This window comes from Bradyrhizobium sp. TM239 (assembly GCF_036247985.1).
Classification (GTDB): domain Bacteria; phylum Pseudomonadota; class Alphaproteobacteria; order Rhizobiales; family Xanthobacteraceae; genus Bradyrhizobium; species Bradyrhizobium ottawaense.
Genome location: NZ_BTIR01000015.1, coordinates 78,485 through 100,697, shown reverse-complemented (window position 1 = coordinate 100,697; position 22,213 = coordinate 78,485). Strand labels below are relative to the sequence as shown.

The following is a 22,213-nucleotide window of genomic DNA, read 5'->3' as shown; positions in this document are numbered from 1 at the left end:
ATACAAGGGTGGGCAAAGCGGAGCGTGCCCACGCGCCTGTCGCCGCCTCTCAGAGATCGTAGCACGGCGCAAGGGCGCCTTTGCCCAGCCTACGGCACCTGCGTCCGGGGCACGAGCACCAACGCTACCGCACCACGCCCGACGTGAATCCCGCCTTCCTTCGCGGTGGCTTGATTTCCTTTTTCAGGAAGCAACGCGCCTCGCGCCCGGTGTAGCCGGGGCGGGCATAGGTGAAGGCGCGGCATTTGTTGTCGGCGGTGCAGGCGGCCTTGCAGGCCTCTTCGCCCTCGCCGTCCTTGAGCTCGAAATTGCGCAGATCGCCACCGGGGCGGTCGATCGAGGTCTCCACGCCCTCGACCCGCGGCTCGATCACGCCGGCGCCGCGCACGCCCGAGATGCAGCAACTTCCAGGCACCCGCGCCGGCACGGTGTTCTTCAGCCAGCACACCGCCGCACCGCCTTCGACGTCGGGATAGCTGAAGCTCCACGAGCGGCAGCGGCGGTCGCGCTCGCACAGCAACGCACAATCCTCAGGATCGCCTGACGCAACCGGCGTGCTGAAATAGTCGCCGCCGGGCCGGTCGAACGCAGTCTGGGCGCGCGCCGGCACACTCGCGCATGCGAGCGAAAGCAGCGCGGCGCATGCCACGACTTTTGCCAAGACCTTTGCCATGACGGCGCCGGACAGGCGGCCCTTCCCCATCGGAACAGCTTTCGAGTTATTGACGACGCTCGGGTTTTTTCAGCCGGTCATTTGATCGCCGCAAACCTGTATGGGCGATGAACGGCTGAATCCCCGACCGGGGGCTGACCGGCTTAAAGCGCGATGCGATGAGGATGAATCGTCATCGCGCTTTAGGTTGTTGTTTAAGCATGATCTTTTCGGAAAACCGCTGCGCACTTTTCCGGATCAGGCTTTAGAACGCGTATTCCGCGTAGGCCGGTTCCACCGAGCCCTTCCAGGGACCGTTGAACTTCTCCAACATTTCCTCGGCCGGCGTCCGGCCGGAATCGATGATGCGATCGAGCGGCTCCAGATGCCGCGTTTCGTCGCGGCCGAGCTGGTCGATCTGGCCGCGCCGGCGCAGGCCGGCATGTGCCAGAACGAGGCATTCCTTGGCGATCTCGAACAGATAACGGTTCTTGATCCGCGCCTTGAAGCCGAAGCGCGTCACGTCGTCGCGCAGGGCCTGACGCTCGGGCGCGCTCCAGTGCTTGACGATCTCCCAGGCCGCATCGAGCGCGACGTCGTCATAGAGCAGTCCAACCCAGAACGCCGGCAGCGCCGGCAACCGGCCCCACGGGCCGCCGTCGGAGCCGCGCATCTCGAGATAGCGCTTGAGCCGCACTTCCGGGAAGATCGTCGAGAGATGGTTGGCCCAGTCCGACAGCGTCGGACGCTCGCCGGGAAGGTTGTTGTTGCGGCCGTCGAAGAACGCGCGGAACGAGGAGCCCGACACGTCGATGTATTCCTCGCCGCGCTTGACGAAATACATGGGTACGTCGAGCGCGTAGTCGACATAGCGCTCGAACCCCATGCCGTCCTCGAATGCCCACGGCATCATGCCCGACCGCGCATTGTCGGTGTCGCGCCAGATCTCGGAGCGGAAGGAGAGGAAGCCGTTCGGCTTGCCTTCGGTGAACGGCGAATTGGCGAACAAGGCGGTTGCGACCGGCTGAAGCGCGAGCGAAACACGGAGCTTCTTGACCATGTCGGCTTCTGAGGAGAAGTCGAGATTGGTCTGCACCGTGCAGGTCCGGTACATCATGTCGAGGCCGTACTGGCCGACCTTCGGCATGTAGTTGGTCATGATCTTGTAGCGGCCCTTGGGCATCACCGGGATATCGGCGCGCGACCAGGACGGCGTCATGCCGAGACCGAGGAAGCCGATGCCGAGCGGCGTTGCGATCTCGCGCACCTGCGCAAGATGCGCCATCAGCTCGCTCTGGGTCTGGTGCACGTTCTCGACCGGCGCGCCGGAGAGCTCGAACTGTCCGCCGGGCTCGAGCGAGATCGCTCCGCCCCCGGTGACGTCGTAGAGGCCGATGATGTTGCCCTTCTCCATGATCGGCTCCCAGCCGAGCAGGAGCTTCATGCCTTCGAGCAACGCACCGATGCCGCGCGCGCCTTCGTAAGGCACCGGGCGGTGGCCTTCGAGCGTGAACGGCGTCTTCTCGTGCTCGGTGCCCATGCGGAATTCGGACGGATCCTTGCAGCCTTCCTCGAACCACGAAACGAGCTCGTCGCGCGATTGCAGCGGCGTCATATCGATCTGGTCTCGCGCCATATCAAACTCTAATCAAAAGGGCGCTTCGATCGAACGCGCGCGGGTGGCGGGGATGGTCCGCGAACCCACCGGGCGCACGGACGAGATGGTGTGCCGCGCGATCATCGCGACGGCGAGGTTTCGTTGACGTTGGCTGCGGGCGGCAGTTTCATCTCGCCGCACGAGCAGCCCAGGCGGTCGAGCAGACCGCTGAGCTTGACGGCATCTGCGTCGGACAGTTTCGAACCGACATATTTCTCGATCGCAGCCGAATAGGCGCTCCACATCCGCTTCTGCAACTCGCGGCCGGCTTCCGTGATCTCGACGAACTGGCCGCGCTTGTCGATCTTGCATTCGCGCCGCGAGGCGAGGCCCTCGTCGACCAGGCGGTCGATCAGGCGCGAGGTGGAATATTGCGGGATCAGCATCTGCCGTTCGAGTTCCACCGGCCTCAGCTCGCCCGACGGCGCCCGCGACAATTCGAGCAGCGCGTCATACCATGCCAGCGGCGGGAAGCCGGCCTTCTTCAGGTCCTGCTCGACGCAATCGAGCACGCGGCTCTGCACCCGCATCAAGCGGATCCAGGCGGAAGTCGCCTCGGTCGATGGTTTGCGTTTCATGGTCCCGCTCAAGCTCGTCGCCCGTCTCTTACCCCATTTGATGCAGCTGCATCAATCTTGACTATTACAAGCAATTGCATGTAGTCGTTCTTTCGGCCGAACCAAGCGTCAAGAGGAGGAAATTCCATGAAACTGTACTATTCGCCCGGTGCCTGCTCGCTGTCCCCCCACATCGCGCTCCTGGAAGCCGGCCTGCCCTATGAGCTGGTCAAGGTCGATATCCGGGCCAAGAAGCTCGAAAATGGTGAGGACTATCTGAAGCTGAATCCCAAGGGTCAGGTCCCTGCCCTGGGCCTCGACAGCGGTGAGATCGTGACCGAAGGCCCGGTGATTGTCCAGATGATCGCCGATCAGGCTGCGGCCAAGGCGCTGGCGCCCGCCCACGGCAGTTCCGAGCGCTACAAGCTGCTCGAATGGCTGAACTTCCTCACCTCCGAGGTGCACAAGAGCTTTGGCCCGATGTTCGCGCCAGCGCTGAACGACGAGGCCAAGGCTTTCTTCAGGGATCGCGTCATGGGCAAGCTGAAATATATCGACAGCCAGCTCGCCGGCCGCGACTACCTCATGGGCAAGCAGTTCACGGTCGCCGACGGCTATCTGTTCACGATGCTGACCTGGGGCGACCGGATGAAGTTCGACCTCTCAGGCATGCCGAACCTTGCCGCCTACAAGGCCCGCGTCGCGGCGCGGCCGCAGGTGCAGGAAGCGCTGAAGAAGGAAGGCCTCGTGCAGGCGAAATAAGACCAGCGCACGACAATCGAGACGACGAAGAGCCGGATTGGCGATCCGGCTCCTTTTGCTTGGAAGCCCGGACGTTCGCGAGGTCCTGGGTATCAATTTTACGAGCATTGTCGGAGTTAACAATAACTCCGCCTTGTGTGTGCGGCAGAGATCACCATCGTTGTGAGAGCAATCCAGTTGGCTCAACTTCAGCCATGTACCGCGATGCGGCCTGAACTGGGAAGCTCTCGTGACAACCGTACTCCTCCTCTTGCTCGCGAGCACGATCACCGGCTTGGCGGCGGGACTGTTCTTCCGAGTCTGGAGTCTGTTGCTGGTCTCGCCGGCGACCGCGATCCTCGTCGCAACGGTCCTTCAGGCCTCGGGCTTCGGATTTTGGACGGGCATTCCCATCGTCGTCGGCTGCCTGATTGCCGGCCAGGTCGCCTATTTGGCGGCGACCCTCTTTGTGCACAGAGGCGAGCTCTCAATGCAGGACGACGTCGACGGCGACCCAGGCAAGCACGGCCATCGCCATGTCGATGAAGAGAACGAGTAGCGCCAGGCCGACCCAGGAGGGGATTTTTCTGCGCCGCCGGAGGAGCCTGCGGCGCGGCCACGGCTGCCCCAGCCGCAAGAAGGGGGCGTATCTCACGGCAACGCCGGCTGCGCTGTCTTGAAACACCGTGGGGATCATTGCGGGACACCTTCAATGCTAACGAGCCATCCGATGGATCGTCAGCAAGAGCGGTGCCAGGGCGGAGCGAGCGCGGCTGGGCGGGATTTGGAGCGGCGTTTTCTCGGCATTGGGCGACAGCAAATAGAAAGGCCGGATCGATGATCCGGCCTTTTGTTTCTGCGTAGCCCGACCCCGTCAGGCCGCCGCCTTCTTCGGCGCGAAGCGGCCGTAGAAGGTCTCGCCCTTCGCCGCCATCTCCTCGAGCAGCTTCGGCGGGGTGAAGCGCGAGCCGTACTTCGCTTCCAGCTTGTGGCACAGCTCGACGAACTTCTTGGTGCCCATGAAGTCGATATAGGACAGCGTGCCGCCGGTGAACGGCGCGAAACCGAAGCCGAGGATGGAGCCGACATCGGCCTCGCGCGGATCGGTGATGACGTGGTCCTCGACCGTGCGCGCGGCTTCCACCGCCTGCACCACCAGGAAGCGCTGCTTCAGCTCCTCGATGTCGAGCGTGTCAGGATCGAGCTGCTTCGGCTGCAAGGCCGAGAGGCCCGGCCACAGGCTCTTCTGGCCCTTGCCCTTTTCAGGGTAGTCGTAGAAGCCCTTGCTGTTCTTGCGGCCGAGCCGGCCCTGCTTCTCGACCAACTCCACCATCAGCTTCTTCTGATCGGGATTGATGGCGTTGGGGCCGAGATCGGCTTCCGTCGCCTTCATGATCTTGAGGCCGAGATCGAGCGCGACTTCGTCGGAGAGCGAGAGCGGGCCGACCGGCATGCCGGCCATCTTGGCGCAATTCTCGATCATCGCGGGCGGCACGCCCTCAAGGAACATCTCGTTGCCTTCGGCGACGTAGCGGCCGACGCAGCGATTGGCGAAGAAGCCTCTGGAGTCGTTGACCACGATCGGCGTCTTGCCGATCTGCCGGACGTAGTCGAGCGCGGTCGCGAGCGCGAGGTCGCCGGTGTTCTTGCCCTTGATGATCTCGACCAGCATCATCTTCTCGACCGGCGAGAAGAAGTGGATGCCGACGAACTTGCCTTGGTCCTTGAAGCTCTCGGCCAGGGAGGTGATCGGCAGCGTCGAGGTGTTCGACGCGAAGATCACCTCCGGCTTCATGTGCTCCTGCGCCTTGGCGAAGGTATCAGCCTTGACCTTGCGGTCCTCGAACACGGCCTCGATGACGAGGTCGACGTCCTTCAGCGCCGCATAGTCCGCGGTCGACGTGATGCGCGCGAGCAGCGCTTCGGCGTCCGCGGGCTTGGCGCGGCCCTTCTTGATCTGCTCCTCGATCACCTTCTGCGCGTGCGCCTTGCCCTTGTCGGCGCTCTCCTGGTCGCGGTCGATCAGCACGACGTCGAGGCCGGCGCGGGCCGAGACGTAGCCGACGCTGGCGCCCATGAAGCCGGCGCCGATCACGGCGATCTTCTTCACCTTGGTCGCGGGCACGTCCTTCGGGCGGCGCGCGCCCTTGTTGAGCTCCTGCATCGACAGGAACAGGCTGCGGATCATCGCGGCCGCTTCCTTCGAACGCAGCACCGAGGTGAAGTAGCGCGATTCGACGCGGAGCGCGGCGTCGATCGGCAACTGCAGGCCCTCATAGACGCAGCTCATGATGGCGCGTGCAGCCGGATAATTGTCATAGGTCTCGCGGCGATAGATCGCGTTGCCGGCCGGGAACATCATCATGCCGGCCTTGGAGAACACCGGGCCGCCGGGCAGCTTGAAGCCCTTCTCGTCCCAGGGCGCAACCGCCTTGCCGCCGCCCTTGATCCAGTCCTTCGCGGCCTTGACGAGGTCGGCGGCCGGAACGATGGCGTGGATCAGGTTCAGCGCCTTGGCCTTCTCGATCGTGACCGGGTCGCCCTTGAGCAGGATCGTCATCGCGTCCTGCGGCGGCACCAGGCGCGGCACGCGCTGGGTGCCGCCGGCGCCCGGGAACAGGCCGACCTTGACCTCGGGCAGGCCGAGGCGGGTCTTGGGATTCTCCGCGGCGACGCGATAGTGACAGCACAGCGTGATTTCGAAGCCACCGCCGAGCGCGAGCCCGTTGATCGCGGCTGCCCACGGCTTGCCTGACGTCTCGATCGAGCGCAGCACCAGCGAGAAGCGCCGGCTCTGGTCGAACAGCATCTGGTTCGCGGCGGTCTCGCCCTGCTCCTTGAACACCTTGGCGTAAGCCTGGTTCATGCCTTCGAGCATCGACAGGTCGGCGCCGGCGCAGAAGGCTTCCTTGGCGGAGGTGATCACGACGCCCTTCACCGCGGCATCCGCGGTGGTCGCCTTGACGATCGCATCGAGCTCGTTGGTCGAGGTCTCGTCGAGCACGTTCATCGAACGGCCCGGGATGTCCCAGGTGACGAGCGCGATGCCGTCTGCGTCGGTCTCAACCTTGAAGTTCTTGTAAGTCATGTTGGTTGCTCCTCGGTGCCGCAGCCGATCTCAGGCGCGGCGGTTGACTTGAGATCTCGTAGGGTGGGTTAGCGAAGCGTAACCCACCACGGTCTTTCGCTGCGGAGACAGAAGAGGTGGGTTACGCCTTCGGTTAACCCACCCTACGGACCTACACCCGCTCGATGATGGTCGCGGTGCCCATGCCGCCGCCGATGCACAGCGTGACGAGGGCGGTGGACTTGTTGGTGCGCTCGAGCTCGTCGAGCACGGTGCCGAGGATCATCGCACCGGTGGCGCCGAGCGGATGGCCGAGCGCGATGGCGCCGCCATTGACGTTGATCTTGGCGTTGTCGATGTCGAAGGCCTGGATGTAGCGCAGCACCACGGAGGCGAAGGCTTCGTTGAGCTCGAACAGGTCGATGTCCGACTTCTTCATGCCGGAGCGCGCGAACAGCTTTTCGGTGACGTCCACCGGACCGGTCAGCATCATCGCCGGCTCGGAGCCGATGTTGGCGAACGCGCGAATTTTGGCACGCGGCTTCAGGCCGTATTTCGCACCCGCCTCCTTGCTGCCGAGCAGCACGGCGCCGGCGCCATCGACGATGCCCGAGGAGTTACCGGCGTGGTGCACGTAATTGACGCGCTCGATCTCGGGGTGCGACTGCAGCGCGACACCGTCGAAACCGCCCATCTGCGCCATCATCGTGAAGGACGGCTGCAGCTGCGCCAGCGACTGCATCGTCGTCGAGGGACGCATATGCTCGTCCTTGGCCAGGATGGTGAGGCCGTTGATGTCCTTCACCGGGACGATCGACTTGTCGAAGCGGCCTTCCTCCCAGGACTTCGCCGCGCGCTGCTGGCTCTGCACCGCATAGGCGTCGACGTCGTCGCGCGAGAAGCCATACTTCGTGGCGATCAGATCGGCCGAGACGCCCTGCGGCATGAAATAGGCCGGCACCGCCATCGAGGGATCCATCGGCCAGGCACCGCCGGAGGCGCCGATGCCGACGCGGCTCATCGATTCCGCGCCGCCGCCGATCACGAGCTCATGCTGACCGCTCATCACCTGCGCGGCAGCGAAGTTCACGGCATCGAGGCCGGAGGCGCAGAAGCGGCTGATCTGCACGCCGGGCACGGCTTCGCCGAGGCCGGCCTTCAGCGCCGCGAAACGCGCGATGTCGCTGCCGGCTTCGCCGACCGGATCGACCACGCCGAGGATGACGTCGTCGACGGAATCCTGCGGCAGGTTGTTGCGGTCCTTCAGCGCCTTCAGCGGCACGGTGGCGAGCGCGAGCGCAGTCACCTCGTGCAACGAACCGTCAGCCTTGCCGCGGCCGCGGGGGGTGCGGACGTGATCGTAGATATAGGCATCTGCCATGGGAGCCTCCTGATTGCAGTTATGTTGGTGGCGACCGCGGCGCGGTCGCAATCATTGGTGAAGCGGGAAGCCTCAGAACGCTTCCGCCGGCAATTCCATGATGGTGGCGCAGCCGGCCTGGATGCGCGCGAGATTGGCGGCGGTCTCCGGCAGCATCCGCTCCATGAAGAAACGGCCGGTGACGAGCTTGGTGGAGAGATAGGGCGTTGCCCCGCTCTCGGCAATCTTGGCATTCGTCACCTTCGCCATCTTCGCCCACATGTAGCCGAGCGCGACGAAGCCGAACAGATGCAGGTAATCGGTTGCGGCGGCGCCGGCATTATCCGGCTTCGCCATCGCGTTCTGCATCAGCCAGGTGGTGGCCTGCTGGAGATGGCCGAGCGAGGCCGAGAGCGGGGCGATGAAGGGCTTGAGGGCCTCGTCGCCGCCGTTCTCCTTGGCGAAGGCCATGACCTCGCCGAAGAAGGCCATGATGGCGCGGCCGCCGTCGCGCGGCAGCTTGCGGCCGACGAGGTCGAGCGCCTGGATGCCGTTGGCACCTTCATAGATCATCGCGATGCGCGCATCGCGCACGAACTGCTCCATGCCCTGCTCGGCGATGTAGCCGTGGCCGCCATACATCTGCTGCGCCTGCACCGCGTTGGCGAAGCCATAGTCGGTGAGGAAGCCCTTCAGCACCGGCGTCATCAGGCCCATGTGGTCGTCGGCGGCCTGGCGGTCCTTGGGGTCTTCGGAGCGGTGGGCGACGTCGCTCTTCAGCGCGGTCCACATCACGAAGGCACGCGCGGCCTCGTTGAAGGCGCGGATCGAGAGCAGCGTGCGGCGCACGTCGGGATGCACGATGATCGGGTCGGCCTGCTTGTCCGGCGCCTTGACGCCGGTGAGCGAGCGGCCCTGGATGCGCTCGCGGGCATAGGCGACCGCGTTCTGATAGGCGACCTCGGATTGCGCGAGGCCCTGAACTGCGACGCCGAGCCGGGCCTCGTTCATCATCACGAACATGCCCTGCATGCCCTTGTTCTCTTCGCCGATCAGCCAGCCGGTGGCGCTGTCGTAGTTCATCACGCAGGTCGAATTGCCGTGGATGCCCATCTTGTGCTCGATCGAGCCGCAGACGACGCCGTTGCGGGCACCGACTGAGCCGTCCGGATTCACAAGGAACTTGGGCACCACGAACAGCGACACGCCCTTGATGCCGGCGGGTGCGCCCTCGATGCGGGCGAGCACGAGGTGGATGATGTTGGAGGCGAGGTCGTGCTCGCCGGCCGAGATGAAGATCTTGGTGCCGGTGATCTTGAAGCTGCCGTCGGCCTGGCGCACCGCCTTGGTGCGGAGCATGCCGAGATCGGTGCCGCAATGCGGCTCGGTCAGGTTCATGGTGCCGGTCCATTCGCCCGCCACCATCTTCGGCACGTAGGTCTTCTTCTGCTCGGGCGAACCATGAACGATCAGCGCCGCGGTCGCGCCCATGGTGAGGCCGCCATACATCGAGAACGCCATGTTGGCCGAGATCTGGAATTCGTTGACGGCCTGGCTCAGCGTCACCGGCAGGCCCTGCCCGCCGAACTCGGTCGGCGCCGACAGACCAAGCCAGCCGCCCTCGACGACCTGCTTGAACGCGTCCTTAAAGCCCTTCGGCGTGGTGACGCTGCCATCGTCGGCACGCTTGCAGCCCTCGAGATCGCCGACGCGATTCAGCGGCTGCAACACCTCTTCGGCGAGCTTGGCGGCTTCACCCAAAATGGCTTCGCGCACGTCGCTCGACGCATCGGAGAAGCCGGCGAGGTTGTCGTAGCGGTCGATCTGGAAGACGTCGTTGAGCAGGAAGTTCACGTCTTCGACGGGGGCTTTGTAGATCGGCATTGCGGTCTCCCGGCATGGGCTTGAAGTGGTGGAATTCTCTGAACGGTCCTGCGGCGCAGCTTTGCCCGCGAGCTTAGCGGGTTCTGCAACCTCAGGGCAGGGTCATGATTGGGCGGCAAGCTGCTCCGCCATCAGGCGGTGCAGCATGTTGATCGCCTTGAGCGGCCGCACCATCACCTTGAAATGCGTGATGCGTCCCTCGGCATCGAAGCTGATGATGTCGACACCGTTGATCTCGATGCCGTCGATCATGGTCTTGAATTCGAGCACGGCGCCGCGCTCGCGCGTCCACTCACCGACATAGGTGAAGCCGGGACCGCCGAGCACCTTCTCGGCGCTGGAAAGGTATTTGAATGTGATGTCGCGCCCGCGCTGCGGCGAATGCACGACGGGACTTTCGAAGACGGCGTCGGGATGAAGCAAGTCCCAAAGTGCGGTGCGGTCGTGGGACTTCATGTAGCCGTACCAGGAGTCGAGGCCGGTCATTCTCGGGTGCCTCCCTAAAGGCCTTGGCAAAAATCGCGAAAACAACCCCATGCACAGTAGCAAGGTGGCTGATTTCGCTGGGTTTTCGGCTCGGGCCTTTGGCCTGCTTTTGAGCCGCCTCATATGCACATTGACGCATATGCGCCAATGCGCATAAAGTCAAGCCGATTGGTTCGGGTCGAAGAGAAGAAGGAGGCCGGTCATGGCACTGGGCGACGCAATCCTCGCATGCCTGACGGAACGGCCCATGACGGGCTACGAGCTCGCCAAGACATTCGACTCCTCGATCGGCTTCTTCTGGAAGGCCGACCACCAGCAAATCTACCGCGAGCTCTCCAAGCTGCGCGACCGCGGCCACATCCAGGGCCGCGAGGTCGTGCAATCGGGCAAGCCCAACAAGCTGGTTTATACGCTCACTCCGGAGGGTCGAACAGCGCTGCGGCACTGGGCCGCGCGGCCGAGCACGCCCGCCTCGACCAAGGACGACCTCCTGGTCCGCCTCCATGCGCTCGACAGCATCGACATCGAGCCCCTGCGCACCGATCTGATGGCCCGCCTGGAGCACCACCGCGACCGCCACGCCAATTACGAACGCATCCTCAAGAAGCGTTTTCCGGACGGCACGGCGGAGGGCCGGCTGGACCTCGGAAACCTGCTCCTGCTCCGCTTAGGGGCCCGGCACGAGCAGATGGTCGCCGACTTCTGCGAAGAGACGCTCGAGGCGCTCTCGGCGATGACCGGCAAGGCCACGGTGGTGCCGCTGGAAGAGGGCAAGCGCGAGAAGAACTAGGGCTGAGCGGCATAGGCGGCGGCTGTTCACCTCTCCCGCTTGCGGGAGAGGGAGCGCCCTTGTTCCGTGGCTGGCATCCCCCGCCCAACTTTAAGACACCGGCGACGCGTTCCTTAACCCGTTATTTACCGTAACGGACAAAAGTCGGTTTTCGAGGCAGACGACCCGCGCCAAATCCGATTGTCTTTGCAACCGGCACGCGAGGGAAGGCTGGAGGCGCCGGGTGGGGCGCCGGAGTCGGAACCGGACAGAGTCATGAATTCGCGCGTATCGTGGAGTGTTGACGGCATCGATCCATCCGTCCGGGAGCGGGCCGAAGCTGCTGCGCGTCGTGCCGGCATGTCACTCAACGATTGGCTGAACTCCACCCTCGGCGAGACTGCGCCCCCGAACTTTCGCGAACCTTACGACCAGCGTCCGCAAGCCCCGAACGTTCCAACCCGGGGACCGAGTCAGGAAAGCCGCGAAGTCGCCGACATCCACCAGCGGCTCGACGCGATCACCCAGCAGATCGAACGGATCTCCAAGCCCGCGCAGCGCCAAGACTCTTCACGACAGGATCCGTCGCGACAGGATTCGTCGCGGCAGGACCCTTCGCGGCCAGACGTCGCGCGCGAGCAGGGCGTTGCGCGCCAGCTCAACGATGCGATCTCGCGGCTCGACGCGCGGCTGTCGCAAATCTCCCGGCCGCAGCAGCCTCAACCGCAGCAGCCGGCGGCTCCGCGCCCCGCGCCGGCCGAGGCACGCCAGCGCCAGGCCGATGCGGTCGAGCGCGCGGCAGCGCAGGTCTATCGCAATTCCCCGCCCCTCAGCCCCGCTTCGTTCGACGTCGCCGTCGCCGAGATCACCGCGCGGCAGAGCGAGCTCGACGGCTTTACGCCGCGGCAAATGCCGCCGCGCGCCGCGCCCTCGATCGCGCCCAATGCTGCTCCCTGGGCCGCTCCTGCCGCACCTCCGATGGCGCCACCCGCGCCTGCCTATGCTCCGCCGCCACCGCAGCCGGGGCCGGATTTTTCTGCGCTCGAGCGCCATCTGCTCAAGATCACGAGCCAGATCGAGTCGCTGCAGCGCCCCGACAATACCGAGCAGGCGATCAACGCGTTCCGCGGCGAGCTTGCCGAGATCCGCGCCGCCATCACCGAGGCGATGCCGCGGCGCGCGATCGAATCGATCGAGAACGAGATCCGCTCGCTGCACCGCCGGATCGACGAGACGCGTTCCAACGGCACCGACGGCCAGGTCCTGTCCGGCATCGAGCACGCGCTGTCCGACATCAAGCAGGTGCTGCGCACGCTGACGCCGGCCGAGCAACTCACAGGTTATGACGAGGCAATCCGAAATCTCGGCGCCAAGCTCGACCTGATCCTGCGCGCCAATGACGATCCCTCGACGGTGCGCCAGCTCGAAGGCGCGATCACCGCGCTGCGCGGCATCGTCTCCAACGTCGCGTCCAACGAAGCGCTGGCACGCCTGTCCGAAGATGTGCAGCTGCTGTCGTCCAAGGTCGATCAGGTCACCCGCGCCTCTGGCCAGGGCGACAGCTTCGCGGTGCTGGAGCAGCGCATTGCGGCGCTCACCGCGGCGCTGGAAACGCGCGAGCGGCCGCAAGCCACCGAGAGCACCGAGCACCTGGAATCCGCGATCCGCGCGCTGTCGGACCGCTTCGACCGCATGCAGGTCGGCAACGATTCGGCCTCGACCTTTGCGCATCTCGAACAGCGCGTCTCGTATCTGCTGGAGCGGATCGAAGCCGCCGCCGATCCCCGCAACGGCAATTTGAGCCGCGTCGAGGACGGGCTGCACGACATCCTGCGCCACCTCGAGCGGCAGCAGGCGACTTACTCTGCGCTGGCGGAGAGCCGCAGCTCCGCAGCCCCGGCCGATTCCGGAATGGTCGATCTGGTCAAGCGCGAGCTGTCCGACATCCGATTCAGCCAGGCCGAGACCAACCGCAGCACCCAGGACTCGCTCGACGCCGTCCATAGCGCGCTCGGCCATGTCGTCGATCGCCTCTCCATGATCGAGGGCGATCTGCGCGCGGTGCGCACCGCGCCGCCGGCCCCTGCGCCGCAGCCGATGCCCGCGCCGATGCCGATGGCCGCCCCCATGGAGCCCGCGCCGCCGATGGCGCGTGAGCCGCGGCCGCAAGCCCAGCAGCAGCCGAAATACGATCCGAAGCCGGAGTTGCCGAACCCCGCCGCGCAGCAACAGGCCCACGCGCAGCAACAGGCCCAAGGCGCCTTCGCCCAAGCCGCCTTCTCCGCCGCGCCGCGCGAATTCCATGCCGCTGCCCCTGCCGCGCCGCCGCCGGTGCCGTCGGCACCACCGGTGCCGCCGCGCGCGATCAGCGAGATCCTGGAGCCGCACACGGCGCCCGCGCGCTCCGCGCTCGCGCCGGAATTGCCGCCGGATCATCCGCTCGAGCCGGGCACACGGCCGGGTGGACGCGTCGCCACGCCGTCGGAGCGCATCGCCGCCTCCGAGAGCGCGATCAGCGACATTCCCGCTGCTGCGAAAGAGCCGGTCTCATCGTCGAGCTTCATCGCGGCCGCGCGCCGCGCCGCGCAGGCCGCCGCCGCGCAGCCGGAAAAGCCGGCCCGCGGTGCCAAGGGTAGTGCGAAGGCCGGGGCCGATCGCGGCAAGGACAAGGGCAAGGACGGCAGCTCGACCATCACCTCGAAGATCCGCTCGCTGCTGGTCGGCGCGAGCGTGGTCGTGATCGTGCTCGGCACCTTCAAGATGGCGATGAACCTGCTCGAGGGCAGCCCGCCGCCGGCGCCGCAGGCCATGGACAATACGTTGAGCCAGCCCGCGCCGCAGGCCCCGCCGCCGCCCGTGATCGAGAACAAGCCCGCCACGCCCGAGCAGGTCACGCCATCGATGACCTCGCCGACGCCGATCGGACGGCAATCCCAGAACAACCCCGCGCCGGCTGCTCCCGCGCCCGGCCCGGCCAGCTCGGCCTCGGTTGAGATTCCGCCGGCGCCCGCCGCATCCGTGCCGCCGCCTGCCGCGAGCAGCGACGTCACCGGCGCGCTGTCGGGCACGAGCCGCGCCAAGTTCGGCATGATCCAGGTGCCGCCGAGCGAAAAGCTGCCTGACGGCATCGGCGGCCCGGGCCTGCGCACCGCCGCGATGAAGGGCGATGCGACCGCGGCCTACGAGGTCGGCTTGCGCTTTGCCGAAGGCAAGGGTGTTGCCACCAATTACGACGAAGCGGCCAAATGGTACGACCGCGCGGCGCAGGCCGGCGTGGTGCCCGCGACCTTCCGCCTCGGCACGCTCTACGAAAAGGGGCTCGGCGTGAAGAAGGACGCCGACATCGCCCGCCGCTACTACACCCAGGCCGCCGAGCGCGGCAACGCCAAGGCGATGCACAATCTCGCAGTGCTCGACGCCGATGGCGGCGGACGCGGCGCCAACTACAAGAGCGCGGCGCAATGGTTCCGCAAGGCCGCCGATCGCGGCGTCGCCGACAGCCAGTTCAACCTCGGCATCCTCTATGCCCGCGGCATCGGCGTCGAACAGAACCTCGCCGAATCCTACAAATGGTTCAGCCTCGCAGCTGCGCAGGGTGACGCGGACGCCTCCGGCAAGCGCGACGACGTCGCCAAGCGCCTCGACCCGCAATCGCTCGCCGCCGCCAAGCTCGCGATCCAGACCTTCAGCGCCGAGCCGCAACCCGACGACGCCGTCAACGTTCCGGCTCCGAATGGCGGCTGGGACAGCGCGCCGCAGGCGAATGCAAAGCCGGCGCCGAAGCAAGTCGCGACCAAGCGCTCGGCCTCGGCGGCGCATTAAGGGCGGTTTAGTACGCTTTCTCTGTCGTCGCCCGGCTTGACCGGGCGACCCAGTATTCCAGAGACGCCGGTTGGATACGGAGACGCTGCGGCGTACTGGATGCCCCGGTCAAGCCGGGGCATGACAGCGGCGAATGTTGGCGGAATCCTCGCCTCACAGCGAAGCAGCGATCTGATCCCTCTTAGCTCATTCACCACGCCCGAAATTCCCCCTCCGCCCGCCAGCAAATTCCGCTATTGAGGGGCGCGGCAATCGTTCCGACCTTCCCGCGAGCATTCCGCCTTCGTCGATCCGTCTCGCCGGTGCGTGATTCAATGCAGCTCTATCTTCCGATCGCCGATCTTCCCGTCAACGTCTTCCTGGTGCTGGCGATGGGCGCCGCGGTCGGCTTCGTCTCGGGCATGTTCGGAATCGGCGGCGGCTTCCTGATGACGCCGCTGCTGATCTTCATCGGCATCACGCCGGCGGTCGCGGTCGCCTCGGTCACGAGCCATATCGCGGCCTCCTCCTTTTCCGGCGCGCTGTCTTACTGGCGACGGCGCGCGATCGATCCGGCGCTGGCGAGCGTCCTGCTCTGCGGCGGCGTGACCGGCACGGCGCTCGGCGTGTGGACCTTCACGCAGCTTCGCGCGCTCGGCCAGCTCGATCTGATGATCGCGCTGTCCTACGTGGTGCTGCTCAGCACCGTCGGCAGCCTGATGTTCTCGGAAGGCCTGCGCGCACTGATGCGGACCCGGCGCGGCGCGCTGCCGCCACGCCGCACCCACAACTGGATTCACGGCCTGCCGCTGAAGATGCGCTTCAAGCGCTCCAAGATCTATCTCTCTGTCATCCCCGTGGTGATCGTCGGCATCATGATCGGCTTCATCGGCGCCATCATGGGCATCGGCGGCGGCTTCATCCTGGTGCCGATCATGATCTATCTGCTGAGGGTGCCGACCTCGACGGTGATCGGGACCTCGATGGTCCTGACGCTCGTCACGATGCTGTTCGCGACCATGCTGCACGCGGTGACCAATCACCTCGTCGACGCCGTGCTGGCGCTGATCCTGATGGTCGGCGGCGTCACCGGCGCGCAGTTCGGCGTCCGCGCTGGGCAGAAGATCCGCGGCGAGCAGCTGCGGCTGCTGCTCGGCCTTCTGATCCTCTCGGTCGGAATCCGCTTCGCGATCGAGCTGGTGATCCGCCCGGAGGATCTCTTCACCATCCGCGAGCTGGGAGTGGGCGGATGATGCGCGCAGCTCTCGCACTCCTGCTCGTCCTGCTGCTCGGATCCGCCGCGCGCGCCGAGCGGCTGATCGTCTCGGTCTCCAACCATCGCGTCACGGTGACACCGAACTATTCCGGCGAGGAGCTGGTGCTGTTCGGCTCGGTCGAGAAGGACGCGACGACGCCCGCCGATCGCACCGCCTATGATCTCGTCGTCACCGTGATGGGCCCACGCGCCGACATGATGACGCGGCGCAAGGAGCGCACCTTCGGCATCTGGATCAACACCGATTACCGGCAGTTCCTGCAGGTGCCGAGCTATCTGGCGCTGTTCGCCAACCGCTCCTTCGACGCGATCACGTCGCCCGAGATCGCGCGGCGGCAGCAGATCGGGCTGAACAACGTGCTGCTGACGCAGCGGGTCGGCGGCGATTATGCCGACGTGGTGCCGAACGACGCGTTCCGCTCGGCCTTCATCCGCCTGCGCACCCAGCGCGGGCTCTATCGCGAGGATCCGAGCGCGGTGACGTTCCTGACGCCGACCCTGTTCCGCACCGGCATTCCGCTGCCGGCGGAGGTGCCGATCGGCACCTACGAAGTCGAGATCAGACTGTTTGCGAACGGCGCGTTCATCGGCAAGACCGAGACCGCGTTCGAGATCGTCAAGGTCGGCTTCGAACAGTTCGTCGCCACCACCGCGCGGCAGAACGGGCTGATCTACGGCCTCGTCACCGCCGCGATGGCGCTGATGACGGGGTGGATGGCGTCGATCGTGTTTCGGAAGGATTAGCCGCTGTCATAGCGGGGCGCGCCACGCTCTCCGCTCGCCGTCGCCCGGCTTGCCGTCTTCGCCAGAGCTTCGCCGGCCCAACACCGAAGAGGCCGGCGTTAGGCGCCTCGCTCTCACAGCAACCGCTGCGGCGTACTGGATGCCCCGGTCAAGCCGGGGCATGACAGTTGAGATTGTGGTGGCTTCCTCACGCCGCCTTCGCCGGCCGCGTCACCAGATAGATGCCGAGCGCGACCGGGATGATCCCGAGCAGATCGCGCGCCTCGACGTGCTCGCCGAGCACGAGATACGCGAACAGCATGCCGAGCGGCGGCATCAGGAAATGATAGGCGCTGGCGGCGGTGGCGCCGCACACTTTCAGGAGATGGAACCAGAGCCAGTAGGCGAGGATCGAGCCGCCCAGCACGAGGAACGCAAAGGCGCCGATCAGGCCCGGCGTATAGTCGATCGCGTGGATGTCGGCGAAACTGAACGCGACCGGCGTCAGCACGATGCCGGCGCTTAGGTTTTGCACGCCATTGCCGATCCACAGGCTTCCCTTCGGCGCGAGCAGCTTGAACAGGATGGTGCCGGCGACGATCGAGGCGAGCGAAGCCAGCGTGAAGACGATGCCGTGCAGGGAATCCGTGCCGACCGACAGCCGATGCCAGACGATCAGCGTCACGCCGGTGATGCCGAGAAAGAGGCCGCCGGCCTTGCGCCACGTCATGCCTTCGCCGAGCAGCAGGGCTGCGAGCGCCGCGGTGAAGACCGGATTGGCCGAGACGATCAGGCCGCCGAGGCCGGCCGAGACCGATTGCAGGCCGGTGTAGCCAAGGCCGAGATAAAGCGCGTTGTTGGCGATGCCGAGCACGGCGAAGATCGCGGCATCGCGCCACGACAACGACCAGTCGCCGCGGATCAGCGTGGCACCCAGAATCAAGATGCCGGCGAGCGAGAAGCGCGCGGCGAGCAGGATCAGCGGCGGGCAATGGGTGACGCCGATCTTGCCGGCGACGAAGGCGTAGCTCCAGAGCAGGCAGAACAGACCGATGGCGAGCGGCAGCGTGTTGAAGCGGGTGCGGGGGGCCGGAATCGAGCGGGCGAGCGACATGGGGGCATTCTCCTGAGCCTCGATCTAGGGACCCCGCTTGTCATTTGGAAATTAAATGATTAACTCGCGTCCAGTTGATTTTCGAATGGAGGCGGTCATGCTCGATCTCGAGCTGCTGCGCAGTTTCGTCTCGGTGGTCGAGGCCGGCGGCTTCACCCGCGCCGGCGAACGCGTCCACCGCACGCAGTCGACCGTCAGCCAGCAGATCAAGCGGCTGGAGGACGACGTCGGCCAGGTGCTGCTGCATCGCGACGGCAAGACTGTGCGCCCGACCGAGGCCGGCGAGCGGCTGCTCTCTTATGCGCGGCGCTTGCTCTCGCTCGCCGAGGAGGCCCGCGACGTGCTGCGCCAGCCTGACGGCGAAGGCGCGATCCGACTCGGCATCCCCGAGGATTTTGCGGCGTACCGACTGACCAAATTACTCGGCGCCTTCTCGCGCTCGCATCCCGGCCTTCGGCTCGACGTGCGCGCCGACCAGAGCAAGCACCTGGCGCGCGACCTCGAACGCGGCGAGCTCGACCTTGCGCTGTTCAAGCGTGCGGCCGGCGAGAAGGGCGCCATCGCGGTGTGGCCGGAGCGGGTGCACTGGGTCACGAGCAAGAGCCATCCGATCAATGTTCACGCCGCGTCCGTGCCGCTGATCGGTTTTCCGACCGGCTGCCTCTACCGTGCCGGCGCCATCCACGCGCTGGAAAGCGTCGGCCGCGCCTGGCACATGGCCTATTCCTCGTCGAGCCTCTCCGGCATCCAGGCCGCGGTCGCCGCCGGCATGGGCCTCAGCATCCTGTCGGAGATGTCGATCCAGTCCGACCACCGCGTGCTGACGGCGAAGGACGGCTTTGCGCCGATCGACAAGACCGAGGTCGCGCTGATGGCCTCGCCCGATGCAAGCCCGGCAACGCTGCGGCTTGCAGATCGTCTCGCCGAGTTTTGCGATGCGGTGCAGGCCAAGGCGGCTTGAAGGCGGCCCAGATTCGCGAGCGTTGCGGCCCGCCGCTCAGTTCGCCGCCGACATCAGCCTGTCGCCGCACGCATTCGCATGAAACTTGCCGCCGCATTGGCGCTTGATGGCGGCACAGCGGGCCGCCGGCGAGGCGTTCTGCGGGACCGTGAAGCCGCAGCTGAGACCATCGGCGCTGCGACCGGGCTTGCCGGCGGCAAAGGCGGCACTGAGCGTGCTGATGCAGACGACGAGCAGGGCCGCTGCGGCGATTTCGATCAGCAGTCGCGTCAGCAGTCTCATGGGAATGTTCCTCCACACTGATGGCTGAATTGATCCGCAATCTAGCACTGAATCCCGGTTTCTCCGTGCTCGCCCGGGTTCCCAAATCGGCCCGTTCCTTGCATAAATTTACGCCAGCGCAGTGCAAGGCCGCACCGGCGGCAGTTCCGGTGCAGGGGCAAGACGCGTAGGGTGAGTGGTGTTCGTTCGACCAGGAAGTGACGGCTTTGCAAGATCAATCGTTCCAGCCCAGTTTTCCCGCCCCCGGCCAGCCGATCGACGAACTCGCGCTGGCTGAGATCAAGGGCACGATCCTGGCGAAGCTGCGCCTTGCCATCGGCAAGGACGCGGGCATGGCGACCAAGCACGACTGGTACCAGGCCGCAGCGCTGGCGCTGCGCGACCGCGTCGTGCATCGCTGGCTCACGGCCGAGAAGCACAGCTACGACGCCGGGCGCAAGCGCGTCTATTATCTCTCGCTCGAATTCCTGATCGGCCGTCTCTTCACCGACGGGCTCAACAACATGGGCCTGCTCAAGATCTTCGAGGTCGCGCTCGGCGATCTCGGCGTGTCGCTGCCGGAGCTGCGCAAATGCGAGCCGGACGCCGCGCTCGGCAACGGCGGCCTCGGGCGCCTCGCCGCCTGCTTCATGGAGAGCATGGCGACGCTGTCGATCCCCGCGATCGGCTACGGCATCCGTTACGATTACGGCCTGTTTCGCCAGATCATCAATCAGGGCTGGCAGCAGGAATATCCGGACGAATGGCTGAGCTTCGGCAATCCCTGGGAATTGCAGCGGCCCGAGGTGATCTACGACATCAATTTCGGCGGCGGCGTCGAGCATGTCGACGACAAGGGGCGCGACCGCGCCATCTGGCATCCGGGCGAAACCGTGCAGGCGATCGCCTATGACACGCCGATCGTCGGCTGGCGCGGCCAGCACGTCAACGCGCTGCGCCTGTGGTCGGCGCGCTCGCCCGATCCGTTGAAGTTGGATGCCTTCAACAAGGGCGACTATGTCAGCGCCACCGCCGAACAGTCGCGCGCGGAAGCGATCTGCAAATTCCTCTATCCGAACGACGAGAGCCCGGCGGGCCGCGAGCTGCGCCTGCGCCAGGAATATTTTTTCGTCTCGGCCTCGCTGCAGGATCTCATCAAGCGCCATCTTGCGTCCGACGGCCAGCTGCGCAGCCTGTCGAGCAAGGTCGCGGTGCAGCTCAACGACACCCATCCGAGCCTTGCCGTCACCGAGCTGATGCGCATCCTCGTCGATTTGCACAATTTCCGCTGGGACGAGGCCTGGAAGATCACGGTCGCCACGCTCTCCTACACCAACCACACGCTGCTGCCCGAGGCGCTGGAGACCTGGCCGGTCGAGCTGTTCGAGCGGCTGTTGCCGCGGCATCTGGAGATCATCTACCGCATCAACGTGCAGCATCTGGCGCTTGCGGAGGCGCGCTGTCCCGGCGACATCGACTTCCGCGCCTCGGTCTCGCTGATCGACGAGAAGAGCGGGCGCCGCGTGCGCATGGGTCAGCTCGCCTTCGTCGGCTCGCACCGCATCAACGGCGTCTCGGGGATGCATTCGGACCTGATGCGCGAGACCGTATTCCACGACCTCAACCATCTCTATCCCGGCCGCATCACCAACAAGACCAACGGCATCACCTTCCGCCGCTGGCTGATGCTGGCGAACCCGAAGCTGACCGACCTGCTGCGCGAGACCTGCGGCGAGGCCGTGCTCGACGATCCGACCCAGCTCTCGCTGATCGAAGCCCGCGCCAGCGACGTCGAATTCCAGAAGAAGTTCCGCAGCGTCAAGCTTCACAACAAGACGGCGCTGGCACGCCTGATCGGCGAGCGGCTCGGCATCAAGGTCGACCCGAGCGCGCTGTTCGACGTGCAGATCAAGCGCATCCACGAATACAAGCGCCAGCTGCTCAACGTCATCGAGACCGTCGCGCTGTACCAGGCGATCAAGGACGATCCCACCGGCAATTGGGTGCCGCGGGTGAAGATCTTCGCGGGCAAGGCGGCGGCGAGCTACCGCTACGCCAAGCTGATCATCAAGCTGATCAACGACGTCGCGGAGGTCGTCAACAACGATCCCGCGATCGGGGGCAAGCTCAAGGTGGTGTTCCTGCCCGACTACAATGTCAGTCTCGCCGAAGTGATCATTCCCGCGGCCGACCTGTCGGAGCAGATCTCGACCGCCGGCATGGAGGCCTCCGGCACCGGCAACATGAAGCTGGCGCTGAACGGCGCCATCACCATCGGCACGCTCGACGGCGCCAATATCGAGATCCGCGACCATGTCGGCGCCGAGAACATCGCGATCTTCGGCATGGAGGCCGGCGACGTCATGATCCGGCGCAAGCAGGGGCTGGACGCCTCCGACCTGATCCTCAATTCGCCGAAACTGCAGCGCGCCATCAATGCGATCGGCACCGGCGAGTTCTCGCCCGGCGACCCCGGACGTTTCGAGTCGATCGCGCACGCGCTGCGCTATCTCGACCATTACATGGTCAGCGCCGATTTCGATTCCTATTACGAGGCGCAGCGCAGCGTCGATGCGCGCTGGCTGGTCTCGCCGGCCTGGACCCGTGCCTCCATCCTCAACGTCGCGCGCATGGCCTGGTTCTCCTCGGATCGCACCATCCGCGAATACGCCGAGGAGATCTGGAACGTGCCGGTGAACCCGACCACGCCGCTGCTGCCGAACCTGCGCGACGCCGCGGGCTGATTTTTCCGCGGCGTGGAAGTGCGGTTACTCGATACGTAATTGCGCATCCGGGCAATGGCTGTGATATGACGACCGTCATTCCGGGGCGGCTCACAGAGCCGAACCCGGAATCTCGAGCTTCCGGGTTCGATGCTGCGCATCGCTCCGGAATGACAGACGG

17 protein-coding genes are annotated in these 22,213 nt (G+C 65.6%); 8 read left to right on the top strand and 9 right to left on the bottom strand.

Annotated features, from left to right (window positions below; all coding sequences use genetic code 11):
• Nucleotides 1–124: 124 nt before the first annotated feature.
• From AABA84_RS24975 to AABA84_RS24965, 3 genes are all read right to left on the bottom strand, one after another.
• Nucleotides 125–703 carry a PAN domain-containing protein gene (locus AABA84_RS24975; RefSeq protein WP_038971874.1) on the bottom strand — a complete coding sequence of 193 codons (579 nt, stop codon included), beginning with the start codon at nucleotides 701–703 and terminating at the stop codon, nucleotides 125–127.
• Between the two features lie 214 nt (nucleotides 704–917).
• A complete protein-coding gene (locus AABA84_RS24970) occupies nucleotides 918–2,288 on the bottom strand; it encodes a glutamate--cysteine ligase (RefSeq protein WP_212247361.1) in 1,371 nt (456 codons plus the stop codon).
• Nucleotides 2,289–2,389: 101 nt separating this feature from the next.
• Nucleotides 2,390–2,887, bottom strand: coding sequence for a MarR family winged helix-turn-helix transcriptional regulator (locus AABA84_RS24965; RefSeq protein ID WP_212247363.1), 498 nt, complete (start codon nucleotides 2,885–2,887; stop codon nucleotides 2,390–2,392).
• Between the two features lie 126 nt (nucleotides 2,888–3,013).
• On the opposite strand from AABA84_RS24965, the gene gstA reads away from it, so the two are divergent.
• Complete coding sequence (gstA, locus tag AABA84_RS24960) at nucleotides 3,014–3,628, top strand: glutathione transferase GstA (RefSeq protein WP_212247365.1); 615 nt, start codon at nucleotides 3,014–3,016, stop codon at nucleotides 3,626–3,628.
• A 229-nt stretch (nucleotides 3,629–3,857) separates the two neighbouring features.
• Nucleotides 3,858–4,166 (top strand): hypothetical protein, encoded by a 309-nt coding sequence (locus AABA84_RS24955; RefSeq protein ID WP_338307663.1) that lies wholly within the window; start codon nucleotides 3,858–3,860, stop codon nucleotides 4,164–4,166.
• Nucleotides 4,167–4,481: 315 nt separating this feature from the next.
• On the opposite strand, the gene AABA84_RS24950 is transcribed toward AABA84_RS24955, so the two are convergent.
• The 4 genes from AABA84_RS24950 to AABA84_RS24935 form a co-directional block, all read right to left on the bottom strand.
• On the bottom strand, nucleotides 4,482–6,695 hold the full coding sequence (locus AABA84_RS24950) for an FAD-dependent oxidoreductase (protein ID WP_338313534.1): 2,214 nt from the start codon (nucleotides 6,693–6,695) through the stop codon (nucleotides 4,482–4,484).
• A gap of 151 nt (nucleotides 6,696–6,846) precedes the next feature.
• On the bottom strand, nucleotides 6,847–8,055 hold the full coding sequence (locus AABA84_RS24945; protein ID WP_028139827.1) for an acetyl-CoA C-acetyltransferase: 1,209 nt from the start codon (nucleotides 8,053–8,055) through the stop codon (nucleotides 6,847–6,849).
• Nucleotides 8,056–8,127: 72 nt separating this feature from the next.
• The gene (locus AABA84_RS24940) at nucleotides 8,128–9,918 is read right to left on the bottom strand and encodes an acyl-CoA dehydrogenase C-terminal domain-containing protein (protein ID WP_338313533.1); all 1,791 of its coding nucleotides are present in this window, start codon (nucleotides 9,916–9,918) and stop codon (nucleotides 8,128–8,130) included.
• Between the two features lie 102 nt (nucleotides 9,919–10,020).
• Nucleotides 10,021–10,404, bottom strand: coding sequence for a nuclear transport factor 2 family protein (locus tag AABA84_RS24935; RefSeq protein WP_028139825.1), 384 nt, complete (start codon nucleotides 10,402–10,404; stop codon nucleotides 10,021–10,023).
• A gap of 202 nt (nucleotides 10,405–10,606) precedes the next feature.
• Here AABA84_RS24935 and AABA84_RS24930 point away from each other — a divergent pair, with 202 nt between their 5' ends.
• From AABA84_RS24930 to AABA84_RS24915, 4 genes are all read left to right on the top strand, one after another.
• Nucleotides 10,607–11,194 carry a PadR family transcriptional regulator gene (locus tag AABA84_RS24930; protein ID WP_212247378.1) on the top strand — a complete coding sequence of 196 codons (588 nt, stop codon included), beginning with the start codon at nucleotides 10,607–10,609 and terminating at the stop codon, nucleotides 11,192–11,194.
• A 255-nt stretch (nucleotides 11,195–11,449) separates the two neighbouring features.
• Entirely contained in the window at nucleotides 11,450–14,995 is a 3,546-nt protein-coding gene (locus tag AABA84_RS24925) for a tetratricopeptide repeat protein (protein WP_212247379.1), read from the top strand.
• 314 nt (nucleotides 14,996–15,309) lie between these two features.
• On the top strand, nucleotides 15,310–16,227 hold the full coding sequence (locus tag AABA84_RS24920) for a sulfite exporter TauE/SafE family protein (protein ID WP_212247380.1): 918 nt from the start codon (nucleotides 15,310–15,312) through the stop codon (nucleotides 16,225–16,227).
• Nucleotides 16,224–16,994, top strand: a complete 771-nt coding sequence (locus AABA84_RS24915; RefSeq protein ID WP_212247381.1) for a TIGR02186 family protein — start codon at nucleotides 16,224–16,226, stop codon at nucleotides 16,992–16,994. The genes AABA84_RS24920 and AABA84_RS24915 overlap by 4 nt, the downstream gene beginning before the upstream one ends.
• Before the next feature lie 187 nt (nucleotides 16,995–17,181).
• On the opposite strand, the gene AABA84_RS24910 is transcribed toward AABA84_RS24915, so the two are convergent.
• Nucleotides 17,182–18,087, bottom strand: a complete 906-nt coding sequence (locus AABA84_RS24910) for a DMT family transporter (RefSeq protein ID WP_338313532.1) — start codon at nucleotides 18,085–18,087, stop codon at nucleotides 17,182–17,184.
• 97 nt (nucleotides 18,088–18,184) lie between these two features.
• Here AABA84_RS24910 and AABA84_RS24905 point away from each other — a divergent pair, with 97 nt between their 5' ends.
• On the top strand, nucleotides 18,185–19,048 hold the full coding sequence (locus AABA84_RS24905) for a LysR family transcriptional regulator (protein WP_338313531.1): 864 nt from the start codon (nucleotides 18,185–18,187) through the stop codon (nucleotides 19,046–19,048).
• A gap of 36 nt (nucleotides 19,049–19,084) precedes the next feature.
• Here AABA84_RS24905 and AABA84_RS24900 read toward each other — a convergent pair whose 3' ends face one another.
• A complete protein-coding gene (locus AABA84_RS24900) occupies nucleotides 19,085–19,330 on the bottom strand; it encodes a hypothetical protein (RefSeq protein WP_212247390.1) in 246 nt (81 codons plus the stop codon).
• 206 nt (nucleotides 19,331–19,536) lie between these two features.
• Here AABA84_RS24900 and AABA84_RS24895 point away from each other — a divergent pair, with 206 nt between their 5' ends.
• Nucleotides 19,537–22,053: a glycogen/starch/alpha-glucan phosphorylase gene (locus tag AABA84_RS24895; protein WP_338307670.1), complete on the top strand. Its 2,517-nt coding sequence runs from the start codon at nucleotides 19,537–19,539 to the stop codon at nucleotides 22,051–22,053.
• Nucleotides 22,054–22,213 lie beyond the last annotated feature (160 nt).